The sequence below is a fragment of the Pontibacter sp. GD7 genome, from assembly GCF_058216375.1.
The window spans coordinates 254083-269413 of sequence record NZ_JBYZMP010000002.1 but is presented as its reverse complement, the minus strand read 5'-3'; the positions used below and the strand labels follow the sequence as shown (position 1 = coordinate 269413).

Below are 15331 nucleotides of genomic sequence, written 5' to 3'. Positions count from 1 at the left end.
TATGTTAAAATCGCCTGTTACTTCAGCACCAGTTTGCCAGTTTTTATAGCCTTACCATTGCTATAGACATAGTACACATACACGCCGGCAGGTATTTGCGAAGGACGTGCGATTATATTGTTGCCGGACTTTAAAGTATGGCTAAACACATGCTGACCATTGCTGTTGAATATTTTTAATTGTGCATTGTGCAGGTTATCGCCTTCCACCTTAAACTTATCTGCCGCCGGGTTAGGGTAAACATACAGCTTGATCTGTTCAGGTAAATCCCCTGAAGATGTAGGCTGCTGAGCTCCGATGTATAAGTTTACAAAGTCCCAGCCATACCTCCAGCCAACCTGGTTGTCCATGGATGCGCCTCTTAAACCAATAATGTAAGGCTGGTTGCGTGCTATACTTATTGCTGGGGTTAGCCTTAAGGTTACGGCCAGGCCGTTTGCTGAGTCTCTGGCTGCAAATTCGGGAGTAGCCAGGTCAAGTGTGTCCAGGTCGCTGAACTGCTTTGCATATACAGGATTTATACTATTAGGCGCTTTTGCTACAAAAAACTCAAGTTTCAGTTGCTGTTCAGGCTTTGCATATACAGAGCCGTCATAGTTAATTGTCAACCGATCTTTGTTTAGCAGTTTCACAACAGGCTGGTTTTCTCTGTCTTTCACGAGTAATTGCATATCTACAATTACAAAGCCGATCGGCTGATTTTCTTTATACTCTGTTATTTTCACAGCAATAGTGTATTCACCCTTAACTGAAGGATTTTGCCAATGCAATTCGCCAAATTTATTGATGTGCAACCCTACCGGGAATTGGTAGCCTGGAAGATTTTGGGGTATGAAGTTCTGATCGACATGCTGCGGTACCACCAACTCATAGGTAAGCTTGTCTCCGTCTGCATCGTAGGCAATCAGGTTCGTTTTAAAAGGCTCTCCAGTAAAAGCTTCTAAAGGCGCGGGTACAATTGTTTTAACACTATACCTGTTTAAGGGAATAAGTTTTGGTTGTACCTGAGTGTAAACAAAAAATGATAGTTGATCTGAGGGCTGGGATACATTTAAAATATTAGGATTTCTGTTAACGCCCTTCCAGGAAACAACATAATTGCCGGGCTGTTGGTAAGTATGCTCCCATTTAAACTTGATTATATGGTATAAGTGCGAGTAAACTATTCGTTCGGTTCTAGCTACAGTTACTTGATTTAAGTCCCCCATACTTATTTGCACCGAGATTTCTTCAGCGTTAGAAGGCGCATTCTGAAAAATTGTAAGCGTAAATTCATACTTCAGCGGGTTCTGGGCATCCACTTTGTAGCTTATATATCCACCACTGATATGTGTGGCGAATACATTGTTTGAAGCAAGCAGTATGGTAACCGCTAAGAGGAGTAAAAGTCTGGTTTTCATAGGTCAATAAGTTTATACACAATATACTATGTTAACTCTAAAAAGTAATAGGTTAGTGTATGAATTATGCAAATTTATTTACCTGATTTTGTGTGCATTTAATGTGTAAGAACTTACTTGGTTTGCTTGCTGTTGAGAAGGCTGGTAAATTAGAGCCATACTTTACACAAAAACATGAAACAAAGCACCCGTTCCTACATTGGTGGCTTGCTGTTGGTACTCAGTTTAGGAGCCTGCCAGCGTACCTTTGTAGCCTCTCCAGCGCTAAGCAACACTGACGTTCCGGTTGATAAAAGTATAACCGCCGACCCACAGATGGAAGCGAAGATTGCACCCTACAGGCAGGAAGTGGTTACGAAGATGTCGGAGGTGGTGGGCACTGCGCCAAAGGCCCTGACCAAAGGAAACTATGAAACTCCGCTGGGCAATTTTGTTACAGATTTACAGATTGCGCAAAGCCAGGCTCTGTACGGAAAACCCATTGATATGTCGTTGACTACCGATGGTGGCCTGCGCGTGCCATTGCCCGCTGGCGATATAACCACTGGAAACATATTTGAGCTGATGCCTTTCGAGAATGAACTGGTAGTGCTTACCCTATCCGGCGAAAAAGTTAAAGAGCTGTTCGATTATGCGGCACAGGCCAAGTTTGTGTTCATCAACAACTCCACTTACACTGTTGCAAACGGCAAAGCCACTGACATCAACATAAACGGGAAGCCACTGGATGCGAACCAAAATTATACTTTGGTAACCTCCGATTACCTGGCTGGTGGCGGTGATAAGCTTAACATGCTCAAAAACCCTGTAAAGTATGAGAAAGTGGGCATCCTGTTGCGTGATGCCATACTGCAGCAGATCAGGCAACTAACGGCGGCAGGCAAGCCTGTAACCGCTGAAGTAAAGAATCGTGTTACCACCCTCCCTTAAAGTATAAACCATCATGAAAAGAAGAGATTTTTTAAGAACAACAGCAGTAGGGGCGGCTGGTGTAAGCTTGCTGGGTGTGCCATTTTCGGCTGCCGCAGCGCAAAGTATAAACCTTACCATTTTGCACACCAACGACCAGCACTCCCGTATCGACCCGATTCCGGATGATGGACGTAAGCACGGTGGCATGGGCGGCATGGCCCGCCGCAAAACCCTGATAGAACAGATACGGAAGCAGGAACCCAATGTGCTGTTGCTCGATAGCGGCGACATCTGGCAGGGCACGCCATACTTTAACTTTTTTGGCGGTGAGCTGGAGTATAAACTGATGAGCGAGATGAAGTATGACGCAGCCACCTTAGGTAACCACGACTTCGACAACGGATTGGTGGGGTTGGAGAAGATGCTGCCGCATGCTGCTTTTCCGTTCGTTTCTGCCAATTACGATTTCTCTAAAACCATACTTAAAAACCGCTTCGAACCATACAAGATCTTCGAGAAGCAGGGTGTGCGCATTGGCGTGTTTGGCCTGGGTATAGAACTGGCTGGTTTGGTTAGCAAAAACAACTACGGCGAAACGGTTTACAACGATCCGGTGGCTGTGGCCAGGGAAATGGTGCAGGAGCTGCGTGATAAACAAAAATGTAACCTTGTGGTGTGCCTTTCACATTTAGGTTACAAGTATGATAACGCTATGATAGATGATATAAAGCTGGCAAACCAGGTCAGCGGCATCGACCTTATACTTGGTGGCCATACCCATACTTTCCTGGATGAGCCTACGCTGGTGCGCAACAGCAGTGGCCATGAAACACTTGTGAACCAGGTAGGTTGGTCTGGTATTTACCTGGGCCGGATAGACTTCACATTTAACAAAAATTCTAAGAAAAAGACAGATGTGAGAACGGCTGTGCTGCCGGTAAACATACCTGTAACAACTTCGTGAAAAAATAATTTTTTGTTTACATATATTTAAGCAAATTTGTAACCCCCTGCCGATAAAAGGAGAGGTTTGTTTCACCGAACGAATCTTAGCAAGTTTTGGAAAATTGGATGATTAAAGATTGTACGACTGTATGGAGTAACTGCCTGCAGGTGATTAAGGAAAACATTGGCGAACAGAGCTTTAAGACCTGGTTTGAGCCAATTAAACCATTATCGCTGCGCGACAGTGTACTTACTATACAAGTGCCTAGCCAGTTCTTTTACGAGTGGCTGGAGGAGCACTATGTGCAGTTACTTAAAAAAGTCATTTACCAGGAGCTGGGCAGTGAGGGCAGGTTGGAGTATTCGATTATTGTGGACCGCGGCAACGAGGTGAACAAGCCACAAACTGTTAATATCCCAACCAAAAAAATACCGCAGGCAGTTGTAAACTCTTATAAGCCGGAGCAAAGCTTTATCAAGAGCCCGTTCGAGTCGAAAACGATTGACCGTAACTTCCTGAACTCGCAGCTAAACCCTGCTTATACTTTCGAGAATTACATTGAGGGCGACTGTAACCGCCTGGCACGCTCTGCTGGTTATGCTGTAGCCAACAAGCCCGGTACTACTTCCTTTAACCCCCTGATGGTTTATGGTGGTGTGGGACTTGGCAAAACGCACCTGGTGCAGGCCATCGGTAACCAGATCAAGAATAGCAACCCAGAGAAGTTTGTGCTTTACGTTTCTTCCGAGAAATTCGTGAACCAGTTCATCGAGTCTCTTAAAACGAACAATGTACAGGACTTCGCCAACTTCTACCTGCTCGTGGATGTGCTGATCATCGACGACGTGCAGTTCTTGAGCGGCAAGGAGAAAACGCAGGAGATGTTCTTCCACATCTTTAACCACCTGCATCAGTCCGGCAAGCAGATCGTGATGACTTCTGACTGTCCGCCACGCGACCTGAAAGGCCTGGAAGAGCGTTTGTTGTCCCGCTTTAAGTGGGGCTTGACCGCCGACCTGCAAAGCCCGGATTTCGAAACGCGTATGGCCATCATCCAGAAAAAGATGCAGGGCGACGGCATTTACATTCCGGATAACGTGGTAGAGTACCTTGCCTACAGCGTGGATACCAACGTGCGTGAACTGGAAGGCGTACTGATTTCGCTTATCGCGCAGTCGTCGCTTAACCGCAAAGAAATTGACCTGGAGCTTGCAAAGCAGGCCCTGAAGCATATCATCGAGGATGTGGAGACAGAGGTTAACCTCGACTTCATCCAGAAAACCGTAGCCGAGTACTTCCAGGTAAGCCTGGATTCTCTGAAAGCCAAAACACGCAAAAAGGAGATCGTGACGGCACGCCAGGTGGCCATGTACTTTGCCAAGGAGTTTACCAGTCACTCACTCAAGTCAATCGGTTACCATTTCGGTGGCCGCGACCACAGTACGGTAATCCACTCGGTGCAAACAGTATCCGATTTAATCGATACAGACAAGAAATTTAAAGCTAGCATTCAGGAGCTTCAGAAGAAGTTCAAGTCTAAAGCTGGTTAAGAAGTATAAAGTATAAAAACAGAAGGGCCATACTTGCTGAAAGTATGGCCCTTCTGTTTTATCGGTTGGTGGATATCTGTCAAAATCAGATTAATCTTCTGCTGCATTGGCCTTATACTACATCGCTGTCCGGAACTGTACCTGCTGTGGACTTCTTAGTCCACGCAGTTGGGGCCGATCTATGGGGACTAGGAAGTCCCCGGCAGAATGCTTTCGGACCTGGAAGTCCGAAAGAGCATTAAGCACAGGTAAGAGAAAATAAGATTCATGTATAAAGAGGAAGCATCAGCAATGGCACAATACCTAAATCAGCCGAAGTATAAAAAAGAGCGGGGCTATACTTTGCAAAGTATAGCCCCGCTCTTTTTTCATGCTGGAGTTAGCTTATGGCCGGTTTGCCGTAGACTCTGATAATGCAAAGCCGCTTTCAGCTGCTATTTCCTTTATTTTATTCTTGATCTTTTCGAGGTCGCGTTTCTTTCGCACCTGCTTCAGGTCCATGTATACTTTGGAGTTGTCTTTTAAGGTTATGCGCAAAGCATACGGCGACATGTGCACGGCTGCAATATCCGGTATAGCAATTATATGCTTGGTGCGGAACACGCCATACTTCTGCACAATATACTGCTGTGTAACCTCTATGTAAGACTGCACCCCGAAGATAGAGGTATTTTGCAGCACCACATAAACAAAAAAGCTTAGGGCAAGACCAAAGAAAACATAGTACAGGTAGTTGGCGCCATCTGCAGCCTCATCGGTTACAATCATCATAACGGACCAGGCCAGCCAGAAAATTGTAAGTATGATTTGTACAGTAAAAGAGAGTTTAGCACTTTTTGTTGGGCTTAGCTGCACAATCAATGATGATCGCGCATTACTACTACCGGATACGGCCATGTTCTGATTATTTGGTGAAACACTTGATGTTAACTTGTAACATACCTGATGCAATATAATAATTTATTCAATTAAAGTTACCTGTAAACTAAAGCATCACACTATAGTTAAGTTTACGGCACTGCCTTCGCCTACTAAAGGTTTAATTGCTTACGATGCGCTCCGGGAGCTGCTGTTCCGCCATAAATTAAAATCAGCTTCCGGAGCAGCTTAAAATAGTGTAAGTTATGGCAATGCTAGTTAATCTGGCTATATTTACCGGCAGACAAAAGCAGAATGTATGGGTGTAAAAGCATTGTTGAGTAAACTACTTGCTGCTTATGTGCACAAGAAGCACCAGCGCTGGATCGAGAATCCGGTGGAGGCACAGCAAGCCGTTTTTCAGAAGATCGTAAGCAAAGCACAGAACACCCAGTTTGGCCGCGACCATGGTTTCAGCAATATTAAAACGCACGCTGATTTTGTGAAGGCTGTTCCTGTTCGCGATTACGAAGGGCTGAGTTTATACTTTTATAAAATGAAGGATGGCGAAAGAGATGTGCTTTGGCCTGGCAAACCTATTTATCTTGCTAAAACATCCGGAACTACCTCTGGAACCAAGTATATCCCCATCACAAAAGACTCCATCTCAAACCATATTACCAGTGCGCGGGATGCCCTGTTGGCCTATATCCGGGAAACAGGCAATGCGTCTTTCCTGAACGGAAAGATGATCTTCCTGTCGGGTAGCCCAGAGCTGGATGAGGTTGCCGGAATAAAAACAGGCCGCTTGTCGGGTATTGTAAACCACCATGTGCCCGGTTACCTGCGCACCAACCAGTTGCCAAGCTACCAAACCAACTGCATCGAGGACTGGGAGACAAAGCTGGACGAGATCATTGAGGAAACCATTGACCAGGACATGACCCTGATCTCGGGTATTCCGCCATGGGTACAGATGTACTTCGATAAGCTTATCCGGCAGACGGGTAAGAAGGTAAAAGACATTTTCCCGAACTTCAGTCTGTTTGTATACGGTGGAGTAAACTTTAACCCGTACCGCAAAAAGCTGTTCGAGTCAATCGGCAAGGAGGTGGACTCGATCGAAACATTTCCGGCCTCGGAGGGTTTCTTCGCCTACCAGAATTCGCAAAAAGACAACAGCCTGCTACTGCTGCTGGATACGGGCATCTTCTATGAGTTTATACCTGTGTCGGAGTACTTCGACGATAACCCTACCCGCCTGACTATTGGCGAAGTGGAGGTTGGTGTAAATTACGCCCTGGTTATCAGCAGCAATGCCGGCCTTTGGGCATACTCTATCGGGGATACCGTGAAATTTACTTCTGTTAAGCCATACAAAATTATAGTAAGCGGCCGCATAAAGCATTTCATTTCTGCGTTTGGTGAGCATGTGATCGGTGAGGAAGTGGAGAAGGCCATGAACGCTACCGTAGGCATGTTTCCGGAGGTTGAGTTGACAGAGTTTACCGTAGCGCCATTCGTTAGCCAGGATCAGGGCAGCTCATACCACGAGTGGATGGTAGAATTTACAAGACCACCCCTGAACCCCGAAGCCTTTGCCGATGAACTGGACAACCAGCTTTGTAAGCTTAACTCATACTATAACGACTTGATAATCGGGAATATACTTCAGAAATTAAAACTGACACAGCTGCCAAGAGGTACTTTCAGGAACTACATGAAGTCGCAGGGTAAGCTTGGAGGCCAGAACAAAGTGCCGCGTTTGAGCAACGACCGTAAATTGGCCGAAGGACTGTTAACGATTACAAATTCATGATAACAAATCATGGATGAGAGAAAGTATGATGGTTCCTAAGTCACATTCCTTTGCGGTCAGTATAGAAAGACTTTATCAGTACTTAAAATCTGCGAAGTATTGCAAGAAAAGAAGCGCGCGAAAGTAGCTTTTGGCTAAGATTACTACATGATACAGGCTATTTAAAACCAGAGCAGTTTGAAAGTATACATTCGGATTGTTTAGAGTTGATAAAAATATTAAACAGCATCATCATTACGAACAAGAAGAAATTGGGAAGTAAGTCCAATTCGTAATTCGTAATCAGGAATTCGTAATTAAATGAAAAGAATTGCCATACTTGGCTCCACCGGTTCTATTGGTACACAAGCCCTTGATGTAATTAAGGCAAATCCGGAAAGTTTTGAACTGGAGGTGCTTACTGCCCACAACAACGCCGACCTGCTTATACAGCAGGCGCTGGAATTTAATCCGAATACTGTTGTGATCGCCAATGAAAGCCACTATGAAAAGGTACAGGATGCGCTGCAGCACACCGATATAAAAGTATACGCCGGCACGAACGCCCTGTGCTCGGTAGTGGAAATGGGTACGGTGGATATGGTGCTTACCGCCATGGTAGGCTACGCCGGTTTAAAGCCGACTATCCATGCCATTAAAGCCGGTAAGCAGATCGCACTGGCTAATAAAGAAACGCTGGTAGTGGCCGGCCAACTGATCACGGATCTGGCCAAAGAGCATGCCGTAAACATTTACCCCGTAGACTCGGAGCACAGCGCCATATTTCAGTGCCTGGCCGGTGAGTTCCATAACCCGATAGAGAAGATCATACTTACTGCCTCAGGTGGGCCATTCAGGGGCCGTACGGCAGCAGAGTTGGCCACTGTAACCAAGGAGCAGGCACTCAAGCACCCGAACTGGGACATGGGAGCCAAGATTACTATCGACTCTGCTTCGCTGATGAACAAAGGCCTGGAGGTAATTGAGGCAAAGTGGCTTTTCGGTTTGAAGAACGAGCAGATAGAGGTGGTGGTGCACCCGCAATCCATTATACACTCGTTGGTGCAGTTCGAAGACGGCTCTATAAAGGCGCAGCTTGGCTTGCCCGATATGAAGCTGCCCATACAGTATGCCATGGGTTACCCTAACCGCCTGAAATCAGATTTCCCGAGGTTTAATTTCATGGATTACCCGCAACTTACTTTTGAGCAGCCGGATACCGAAACATTCCGTAACCTGGCCCTGGCTTACACAGCAATGGAGCAGGGCGGAAATATGCCGTGTATATTAAACGCTGCCAATGAAGTTGCCGTAAGCGCTTTCCTGCGCGATGAGGTTGGTTTCCTGCAGATGTCGGATATCATCGAAAGTTGTATGGCAAAAGTTACGTATATTGCGAATCCTTCTTTCGATGACTATGTTAATACTGACAGAGAAGCACGCGAGAAAGCATCAGAACTGATAATTAACTAAAAACCGGTGCCTTAATGGTACCAATCTGGACAAGAATAAGCTTAGTTTAATGGATATTTTAATAATGGTTGGTCAGCTCATTCTGGGGCTGACAATTTTGGTAGGGTTGCACGAACTGGGCCATATGCTGGCAGCCAAGTGGTTTGGCATGCGCGTAGAGAAGTATGCGATTGGTTTTCCGCCAAAGGTTTTTGGTAAGAAGATAGGCGAGACAGAGTATATGCTGGGCCTGATACCGCTTGGTGGCTTTGTGAAGATCTCTGGTATGGTGGATGAGTCGATGGACACAGAGGCCCTGAAAGAAGAGCCAAAGCCATGGGAATTCCGTTCTAAGCCAGCCTGGCAGCGCCTGATCGTGATGATGGGCGGCATCATCGTGAACGTGATCACGGGTATTGTGATCTACATTGCCCTGACCTATCATTATGGCGAACAGTACATCCCGGCCAAGGAAGTAAAGTATGGCGTAGTGCCAAACGAGCTTGGTAAGGACATTGGTTTCCAGACCGGCGACAGAATTGTGGCGGTAAACGGCAAAGAGCTAGAGCGGTTCGAGGATGTATACTCGATGGAGGCGCTATTGGGCCGCAATGCCTACTATACAGTAGAGCGTAACGGCGAGCGTGTAGATATTAAAGTGCCTGTTAATTTGATGGATCGTGTGGCTGATGACAAGGACCGTATGTTCTTTGTGCAACCACGGCAGCCGTTTAAAGTTGGGCAGGTAATGGCAGGTAGTGCGGCTGCGAAAGCCGGTTTGCAAGAAGGCGACTATATCACGCAGATAAATGGCGAGAGCGTTAAGTTCTTCCACGAACTGCAGCAGACGCTGCATACCAATGCCGGTAAAACCATTACCATGATGGTAGAGCGTGAAGGGAAGCCGATAAAGCTGCAGGCAACCGTAAGCGAAGAAGGCACACTTGGGTTTATGCAGGTGCCGCTTCTGACTTATGCTACCAAAGATTATAGCCTTGGCGAGTCTATTCCGATGGGTACAAACCAGGCTTTTGGCGTAATTACGGCCAATTTGAAAGGCTTCGGCAAGATTTTCAGAGGCGAGGTGTCTGCTTCAAAATCGTTGAGTGGGCCTATTGGCATTGCCCAGATCTTTGGCGATACGTTTAGCTGGTATAAGTTCTGGAGCATTACGGCCATGTTGTCTATGGTGCTGGCTTTTATGAACTTCCTGCCGATTCCGGCGCTGGATGGCGGCCATGTGGTATTCCTTACCTATGAGATGATCAGCGGACGCAAGCCATCGGATAATTTTTTAGAGAATGCCCAGAAAGTGGGTATGGTTTTATTGTTAGGCTTAATGGCATTTGCTATATTTAATGATGTGTTCAAGATAATCTTCTAACCAAAGATCCTCTTATGAAGTCCATCATTACCTGTACCCTGACAAACTTATTTTTACTATTTGCACTGATCACAGCCAAGGCTGCCCCGGTTGCCGAATGGCCACTTGATATAAACCCGCACGCTGTCGCCGCACCAGGCGATAGCGTGTATGTGGTGCAAAAAGGCGATACCTACTACAGCCTTTCCCGCCGTTTCAGTATCCCACTGGATTCCCTACAAAAATGGAACGACAATAGACTACAGATCGGCCAGACGCTTTACCTGAGCCGCCAAGGGCAGGCAAGTATAACTACTCCCAAATCCAAGCCACAACCTGCCGGCAAAGCCGCAAAAACTGCCGCAGCCACCACAAGGCCAACTGGCAGTACTTCTGCCGCAATAGCGGCTGCACCAAGCACTGCAGCCCATAAAACCAAAAGCCGTGTGCTTGTCATTCCATTCGATCCGTACCTGTACTTTTCAGATGCTGATGAGGAGATTGCACAGAAATCCAACATACCCCGCCAGAATGTGCGACACGTTTTCCGGAATCGCCTGAATGCCATGCTGGCACCAGAGGGCTACGAAACCATACATTTGCTGGGGGGCGTGTACCGCGACAGTGTGAGTGAACTGAGTCGCCTGTATAAGTCGCTGAGCTATGGCTACCAGGACAACAAGCAGTCGAAGTATAACAGGCAGCCAGTTGAGAAAGAAGAGAGTGGAGGTGCCCTGGATTGGGTGCAGCGACAAAAGGAAAAACTGGGTTTAGAAAAAGAGGAACAACCCTTGCCCGTTTCGCAGGACCCCACCAAGCACTTTGGCGTTACAGTAAAAGACCCCGAGTTCTATAGTTACTTTAACAGGCAATACGGCATTGATTACTACGTCTTCATTAACCAGTTTGAAGTGAAGACGGTGTATGAGAATTGTCTGGACCGTGCCGCCCTGAACTATGAGCGCGATTTTCTGGTTCATTATTCCATCTACAACAACAAAGGAGAACTGGTGTCGGGCAACAAGGTTAAGATCGAGTACATGTCTAACATGAACGATGTGCAGCGCATTGTAAGCGATAACATGCCTACAATGGCCAAGCGTGTGCTCTCCGACCTGCCTCCATCCGGAAAATAAGTATGAAGTATAAATTCCTGTTTTTGATGTTTGCCTTTGTGGCGGCAACTGTCTCGCCTGCCTTTGCACATGATTTCCATACCAGCATCACCGACATCAAGTATAACCCACGCACGCAGGCGCTGGAAGTCTCGCTTAAAGTGTTTACCGACGACCTGGAGGATGCTGTATCGAAGTTTACCAAGAGCAAAGTGGTGTATAACAGCAAATCTGCAGCACAGCAGGAGCAACTCTTCGCTTACCTGCAAAGCCGCTTAAGCTTTTCAATTGCCAAAGGCAAGCCACTAAAGTATAAGTTAATCGGCTCAGAGACTGAAACAGATGCCGTTTGGATGTATGTGGAGGTACCGGTAAAAGCATCTGCTTTGGCAAACTTGTATGTTAAAAACGCAGTGCTGACAGAGCTTTTCAGCGATCAGATGAACATCGTAAACCTGAGCTATAAGGGAAAAACCGAAAGCGCCTTGCTGCAGCGCGGTGATGATGAGAAGAAGTTTTCCCTATAATTTTTTGTCCTGATAACTGGCTTGCTGCACTTCTCTTAAACGCAAGCAATCCAACCACCCCTGGCTCCTCCTTGTCTAAGGCGGGGCTAGGGGTGGTTGGACCCAGTATTACAGAAAGTTCCCCTTTGAAGTTGCAGATCCTGGACTTGATTCGGGATGGGCGAGGGGGATTTTTACACCTGCAGAAAATCCCCCTCTTGCAGACTAGCCAAAACGAGAACTTTGAGCTAGCGCGCGTAGCTCTAGGAGTGTAATTACACCTTCGTAGGGGCAGGTCGTGACCCAATGCCGTCAACTTAAGGAAAATGCTCTTTCGGACTTCTTAGTCCGAAAGTTTTCTGCCGGGGATTTCCTAATCCCCAAATTACTGTAATGTGCGGACTAGGAAGTCCGCAGCAGAAAAAGATCCGGACAAGGATGTCCGAATCAGCTGTACAAAATCCTTAAATTGATGGCATTGAGCCGTAACCTGTCCGAGGTACAGCCTTAGCAATAAAACTTAATTAGCAGTTGAGCAATGGCAGATACACCCCTCCTGTTTTTAGGAGGGGCCGGGGGAGGTAATTCCCCTCTCGAGAAGGGGCCGGGGGTGGTTGGAAAAGTATTGCTTCAAACCTACTCACCAACACGAAGCATCCTCTGCCGAAGCTTAAAAAATGCGGTAAGCAAAATCACTGCAATCAAACAGCCGCTTAAAAAACGCACTACCCATTGTTCTACCTGGGCCACACTGTGGATTTCCGGGGTCTTGAGCAAAAACAGGAGCAAGCCCGATGCTACTACAGTGGTCCAGAAAAACAGCCAGCTATACTTTCTGCCTGTCGCATAAGTATAAACCGGTAATTGGTACACGTAGATGCTGATCGCAGTTAAACCTGCCACCGTGCTAAAATGCTGCACCCAGCGGCAAAGCGGTAAGGCATATCCGAAGAAATCTACCGGCTTCCTAAGCAGTGCAATATGGCGTACAAAAAAGCCAGAATAATGTGTGAAGCTGTCCCAGAGCAAGTGCGAAAGTATACCAAGTATAGCAGAACCCAGGAAAATGAGCCAGTGTTTGCGCAGGTAGGCAAACCACCTGGCATGTGTGGCCACGGCTGCTCTGCAGGCCAAAGAAGGCGGTAGAAAGCGAATGATTTGCTCCCTTACAATGGCATGGAATACAATGGCAAGTATAAACGTGACAGGCAGGTTAAACAGCACAACGCCTTTCAAAGTATGGCTAACCCTGGTCGTGATGATGGGGCTCAGAAAGTATGCGAAGTCCGGGGCGATACTGCCAATCACCAGGCCAGTGGTTGAGAACAAGCGGCCAAATTTATACTTCAGCGGAAGTACAATAGCAGGATGGGCAGCAGTAAAAGGCATGTTTTCTAGTTAAAACCACGCTCGGGCTTCGAGGGCTTTATTAACCTGAATTCTACGCGGCGGTTGATCTTACGGTCTTCGGCTGTTTTTTCCTCTTTTATCGGTTTGGTGCTGCCATAGCCAATGGCATCAATACGGCCTTTCACCATGTTTACGCGTTGCTCAATGTAACTCCTGATGGCATCTGCCCTGTCCTGCGACAGCACCAGGTTAAACTCAGGGTCACCGGCACCGTCGGTGTGGCCGGCAATCTCCAGCCTGAAGGTAGGGTGATCGATCAGGAAAAGCGCTACTTCATCCAGGATAGGCTTCATGTTCTCCTTAATCTCCGACATGTTCGGGTCAAACTCAATGTTCTCAAACACCATCGGGATGCTGTAGTCTATAAGTGTGGTCATCAACTGGAAAGAGGTGTCCTGCTGCAAGGCAATCTCTCGCTCGATGGTAAAGAAGTCAGGCCCCTGTATCATCAGCATGTAGCGAGAATTATCTATCAGCTCAAACTCAAAAGAACCATCAGGGCGCAGGTACTTTGAGGATACCTCTATGCCATTGTCCAGGTCGATGATGGACACGATACCAGCCAGCGGTTTATTTGTCAGGGAGTCGGTTAGTGTGCCCTGTACTTTTGTTACAGCAAGGGGGTGGGCTTCCATGGGCAGCGGGAAAGAGAATAGGTCTAGGTTTTGGATATCCTTTGCCTCGGAGCGGGCATAGTACAGGTTCTTTGACTCAGCATCAATGGTAAAGTAATACTCGCTACCCTTGCCGTTTACCAGTGGCCCAATGTTACGCGGCTCCTGCCAATGGCCTTGCACTTTGTATGTTTTATAAATGTCAAAATCTCCGAAGTTGTAAAGCTGCCCCCTGGAGCTAAAGTATAGCACCTGGTACTTAGGGTGGAAGAAGGGGCTAACCTCGCTTTCACGGGTATTTATGGTAGGGCCAAGGTTTTTTGCAGGTGCCCAGCCGCCGTTTTTGGTCTTGTAAGTATAATAGATGTCCGACAGGCCAAAGCCGCCCAGGCGGTCAGAGGCAAAGTATAAGGTGTCTTCGTTGCGTGAGAGGGTAGGCTGTGAGTCCCAGGCATTTGAGTTTACGTTGGGCCCCAGGTTGGTGATTTCTCCCCAGGTGCCGTCGGGCTGCATTTTAGCGATGTACAGGTCGCAGTTGCCATAGCCGTCAGGGGCCTCGCATCGTGCAAAGTATAAAGTCTTGCCATCGCGGCTAAGGCGGCCGGAGCCCTCGTTGTAAATGCTGTTAATAGGCTTGCCAAAAGACTGTGCTTCCTGCCAGTAACCGTTTACCTGTTTCGAGAAGTATAGATCCTCGTTGGCACGTCCGTTCAGGCCTTGGTGGTTTCGCTTTGAGGTAAAGATAAAAACCTCATCCTCGGCATTCAATGTAGGGCCGTAATCCTCGTAAGGTGAGTTGATGGCGTTGCCCATGTTCAGGTAAACACCCTTTGGCGGCTTAAACGTGGCGATTGATTTTCTGTACTCTACCAGTTCGTAGTAATAATCCAGCGGCACGTAATAGTTTTTGGTATTTTGCTCCAGGGAGTCGTAGTAGGAGTAAACGCCGCGCGCATCGGTGCGGTGGTGCTTCAGAACCATCCTGTACAGCTCCTTGGCTTCTTCTTTTCTGCCGGTGCGCTCAAACAGTTGCCCCAGTCGCCACAAGAGGTAAGTGTCTTTGTAGAAGTTCTCTATACCAAAGTTCGTAACATATGCCTCCAGCAGCGGAAGCACTTGGGTATACTGCTTCTTTTTTTCGAGCCTTTGGATAGCGGAAAGCTTCTTTTCATCGCGATAGTACGCGATTTTGTTTATATTAGGGAAGTTAAGATGAACCTCGGGGCTTGGAGCTTGTTTTGTGATTTTAAGTCCCTGGGCACTATCCAGAGGGATATGATGTAACTGTGCCTGGCTTCGTTGCGGAAGTAGCAAGAGCATTACAGGAAGCAGTACAAGCAGGTGTTTTAGCTGCATAAATATGATATAGCTCGTGCCCAAAGATATTATTTTTGTGTTATATTTTTG

The 15331-nt window shown here is 47.0% G+C and carries 13 protein-coding genes; 9 read left to right on the top strand and 4 right to left on the bottom strand.

The genetic code is table 11. The annotated features are described in order from the left end of the window. Positions 1 to 17: 17 nt before the first annotated feature. Positions 18 to 1400: a T9SS type A sorting domain-containing protein gene (locus tag AC4BAP_RS04190; RefSeq protein WP_490581368.1), complete on the bottom strand. Its 1383-nt coding sequence runs from the start codon at positions 1398 to 1400 to the stop codon at positions 18 to 20. A 174-nt stretch (positions 1401 to 1574) separates the two neighbouring features. Here AC4BAP_RS04190 and AC4BAP_RS04185 point away from each other — a divergent pair, with 174 nt between their 5' ends. The 3 genes from AC4BAP_RS04185 (at position 1575) to dnaA (ending at position 4808) form a co-directional block, all read left to right on the top strand. Then, entirely contained in the window at positions 1575 to 2330 is a 756-nt protein-coding gene (locus AC4BAP_RS04185; protein WP_490581367.1) for a 5'-nucleotidase C-terminal domain-containing protein, read from the top strand. Positions 2331 to 2343: 13 nt separating this feature from the next. Next, the gene (locus tag AC4BAP_RS04180) at positions 2344 to 3276 is read left to right on the top strand and encodes a bifunctional metallophosphatase/5'-nucleotidase (RefSeq protein ID WP_490581366.1); all 933 of its coding nucleotides are present in this window, start codon (positions 2344 to 2346) and stop codon (positions 3274 to 3276) included. A 107-nt stretch (positions 3277 to 3383) separates the two neighbouring features. Beyond that, positions 3384 to 4808: a chromosomal replication initiator protein DnaA gene (dnaA, locus tag AC4BAP_RS04175; RefSeq protein ID WP_490581365.1), complete on the top strand. Its 1425-nt coding sequence runs from the start codon at positions 3384 to 3386 to the stop codon at positions 4806 to 4808. Between the two features lie 384 nt (positions 4809 to 5192). Here dnaA and AC4BAP_RS04170 read toward each other — a convergent pair whose 3' ends face one another. Further along, positions 5193 to 5579, bottom strand: coding sequence for a hypothetical protein (locus AC4BAP_RS04170; RefSeq protein ID WP_490581364.1), 387 nt, complete (start codon positions 5577 to 5579; stop codon positions 5193 to 5195). Positions 5580 to 5985: 406 nt separating this feature from the next. Between AC4BAP_RS04170 and AC4BAP_RS04165 the strand changes: the two genes are divergently transcribed. The 6 genes from AC4BAP_RS04165 (at position 5986) to AC4BAP_RS04140 (ending at position 11921) form a co-directional block, all read left to right on the top strand. Continuing rightward, positions 5986 to 7485: a GH3 auxin-responsive promoter family protein gene (locus AC4BAP_RS04165; protein WP_490581363.1), complete on the top strand. Its 1500-nt coding sequence runs from the start codon at positions 5986 to 5988 to the stop codon at positions 7483 to 7485. Positions 7486 to 7574: 89 nt separating this feature from the next. Then, positions 7575 to 7760, top strand: a complete 186-nt coding sequence (locus AC4BAP_RS04160) for a four helix bundle protein (protein ID WP_490581624.1) — start codon at positions 7575 to 7577, stop codon at positions 7758 to 7760. A 25-nt stretch (positions 7761 to 7785) separates the two neighbouring features. After that, positions 7786 to 8937 carry a 1-deoxy-D-xylulose-5-phosphate reductoisomerase gene (locus AC4BAP_RS04155; RefSeq protein ID WP_490581362.1) on the top strand — a complete coding sequence of 384 codons (1152 nt, stop codon included), beginning with the start codon at positions 7786 to 7788 and terminating at the stop codon, positions 8935 to 8937. Between the two features lie 49 nt (positions 8938 to 8986). Continuing rightward, positions 8987 to 10300: an RIP metalloprotease RseP gene (gene rseP / locus AC4BAP_RS04150; protein ID WP_490581361.1), complete on the top strand. Its 1314-nt coding sequence runs from the start codon at positions 8987 to 8989 to the stop codon at positions 10298 to 10300. A gap of 14 nt (positions 10301 to 10314) precedes the next feature. Then, positions 10315 to 11415, top strand: a complete 1101-nt coding sequence (locus AC4BAP_RS04145; protein ID WP_490581360.1) for a LysM peptidoglycan-binding domain-containing protein — start codon at positions 10315 to 10317, stop codon at positions 11413 to 11415. A gap of 2 nt (positions 11416 to 11417) precedes the next feature. Continuing rightward, complete coding sequence (locus AC4BAP_RS04140; RefSeq protein ID WP_490581359.1) at positions 11418 to 11921, top strand: DUF6702 family protein; 504 nt, start codon at positions 11418 to 11420, stop codon at positions 11919 to 11921. Positions 11922 to 12536: 615 nt separating this feature from the next. Here the strand turns inward: AC4BAP_RS04140 and AC4BAP_RS04135 are convergent. Both AC4BAP_RS04135 and AC4BAP_RS04130 read right to left on the bottom strand, forming a co-directional pair. After that, on the bottom strand, positions 12537 to 13289 hold the full coding sequence (locus AC4BAP_RS04135) for a DUF4184 family protein (protein ID WP_490581358.1): 753 nt from the start codon (positions 13287 to 13289) through the stop codon (positions 12537 to 12539). Between the two features lie 5 nt (positions 13290 to 13294). Beyond that, the gene (locus AC4BAP_RS04130; protein ID WP_490581357.1) at positions 13295 to 15280 is read right to left on the bottom strand and encodes an OmpA family protein; all 1986 of its coding nucleotides are present in this window, start codon (positions 15278 to 15280) and stop codon (positions 13295 to 13297) included. Positions 15281 to 15331: the final 51 nt, after the last annotated feature.

What these genes read in the sequence shown, in the direction of transcription:
- AC4BAP_RS04185 (WP_490581367.1), top strand. Translation starts at nt 1,575, where the DNA reads ATGAAACAAAGCACCCGTTCCTACATTGGTGGCTTGCTGTTGGTACTC.
- AC4BAP_RS04190 (WP_490581368.1), bottom strand. Translation starts at nt 1,400, where the DNA reads ATGAAAACCAGACTTTTACTCCTCTTAGCGGTTACCATACTGCTTGCT.
- AC4BAP_RS04180 (WP_490581366.1), top strand. Translation starts at nt 2,344, where the DNA reads ATGAAAAGAAGAGATTTTTTAAGAACAACAGCAGTAGGGGCGGCTGGT.
- dnaA (WP_490581365.1), top strand. Translation starts at nt 3,384, where the DNA reads ATGATTAAAGATTGTACGACTGTATGGAGTAACTGCCTGCAGGTGATT.
- AC4BAP_RS04145 (WP_490581360.1), top strand. Translation starts at nt 10,315, where the DNA reads ATGAAGTCCATCATTACCTGTACCCTGACAAACTTATTTTTACTATTT.
- AC4BAP_RS04140 (WP_490581359.1), top strand. Translation starts at nt 11,418, where the DNA reads ATGAAGTATAAATTCCTGTTTTTGATGTTTGCCTTTGTGGCGGCAACT.
- rseP (WP_490581361.1), top strand. Translation starts at nt 8,987, where the DNA reads ATGGATATTTTAATAATGGTTGGTCAGCTCATTCTGGGGCTGACAATT.
- AC4BAP_RS04155 (WP_490581362.1), top strand. Translation starts at nt 7,786, where the DNA reads ATGAAAAGAATTGCCATACTTGGCTCCACCGGTTCTATTGGTACACAA.
- AC4BAP_RS04135 (WP_490581358.1), bottom strand. Translation starts at nt 13,289, where the DNA reads ATGCCTTTTACTGCTGCCCATCCTGCTATTGTACTTCCGCTGAAGTAT.
- AC4BAP_RS04165 (WP_490581363.1), top strand. Translation starts at nt 5,986, where the DNA reads ATGGGTGTAAAAGCATTGTTGAGTAAACTACTTGCTGCTTATGTGCAC.
- AC4BAP_RS04170 (WP_490581364.1), bottom strand. Translation starts at nt 5,579, where the DNA reads ATGATGATTGTAACCGATGAGGCTGCAGATGGCGCCAACTACCTGTAC.
- AC4BAP_RS04130 (WP_490581357.1), bottom strand. Translation starts at nt 15,280, where the DNA reads ATGCAGCTAAAACACCTGCTTGTACTGCTTCCTGTAATGCTCTTGCTA.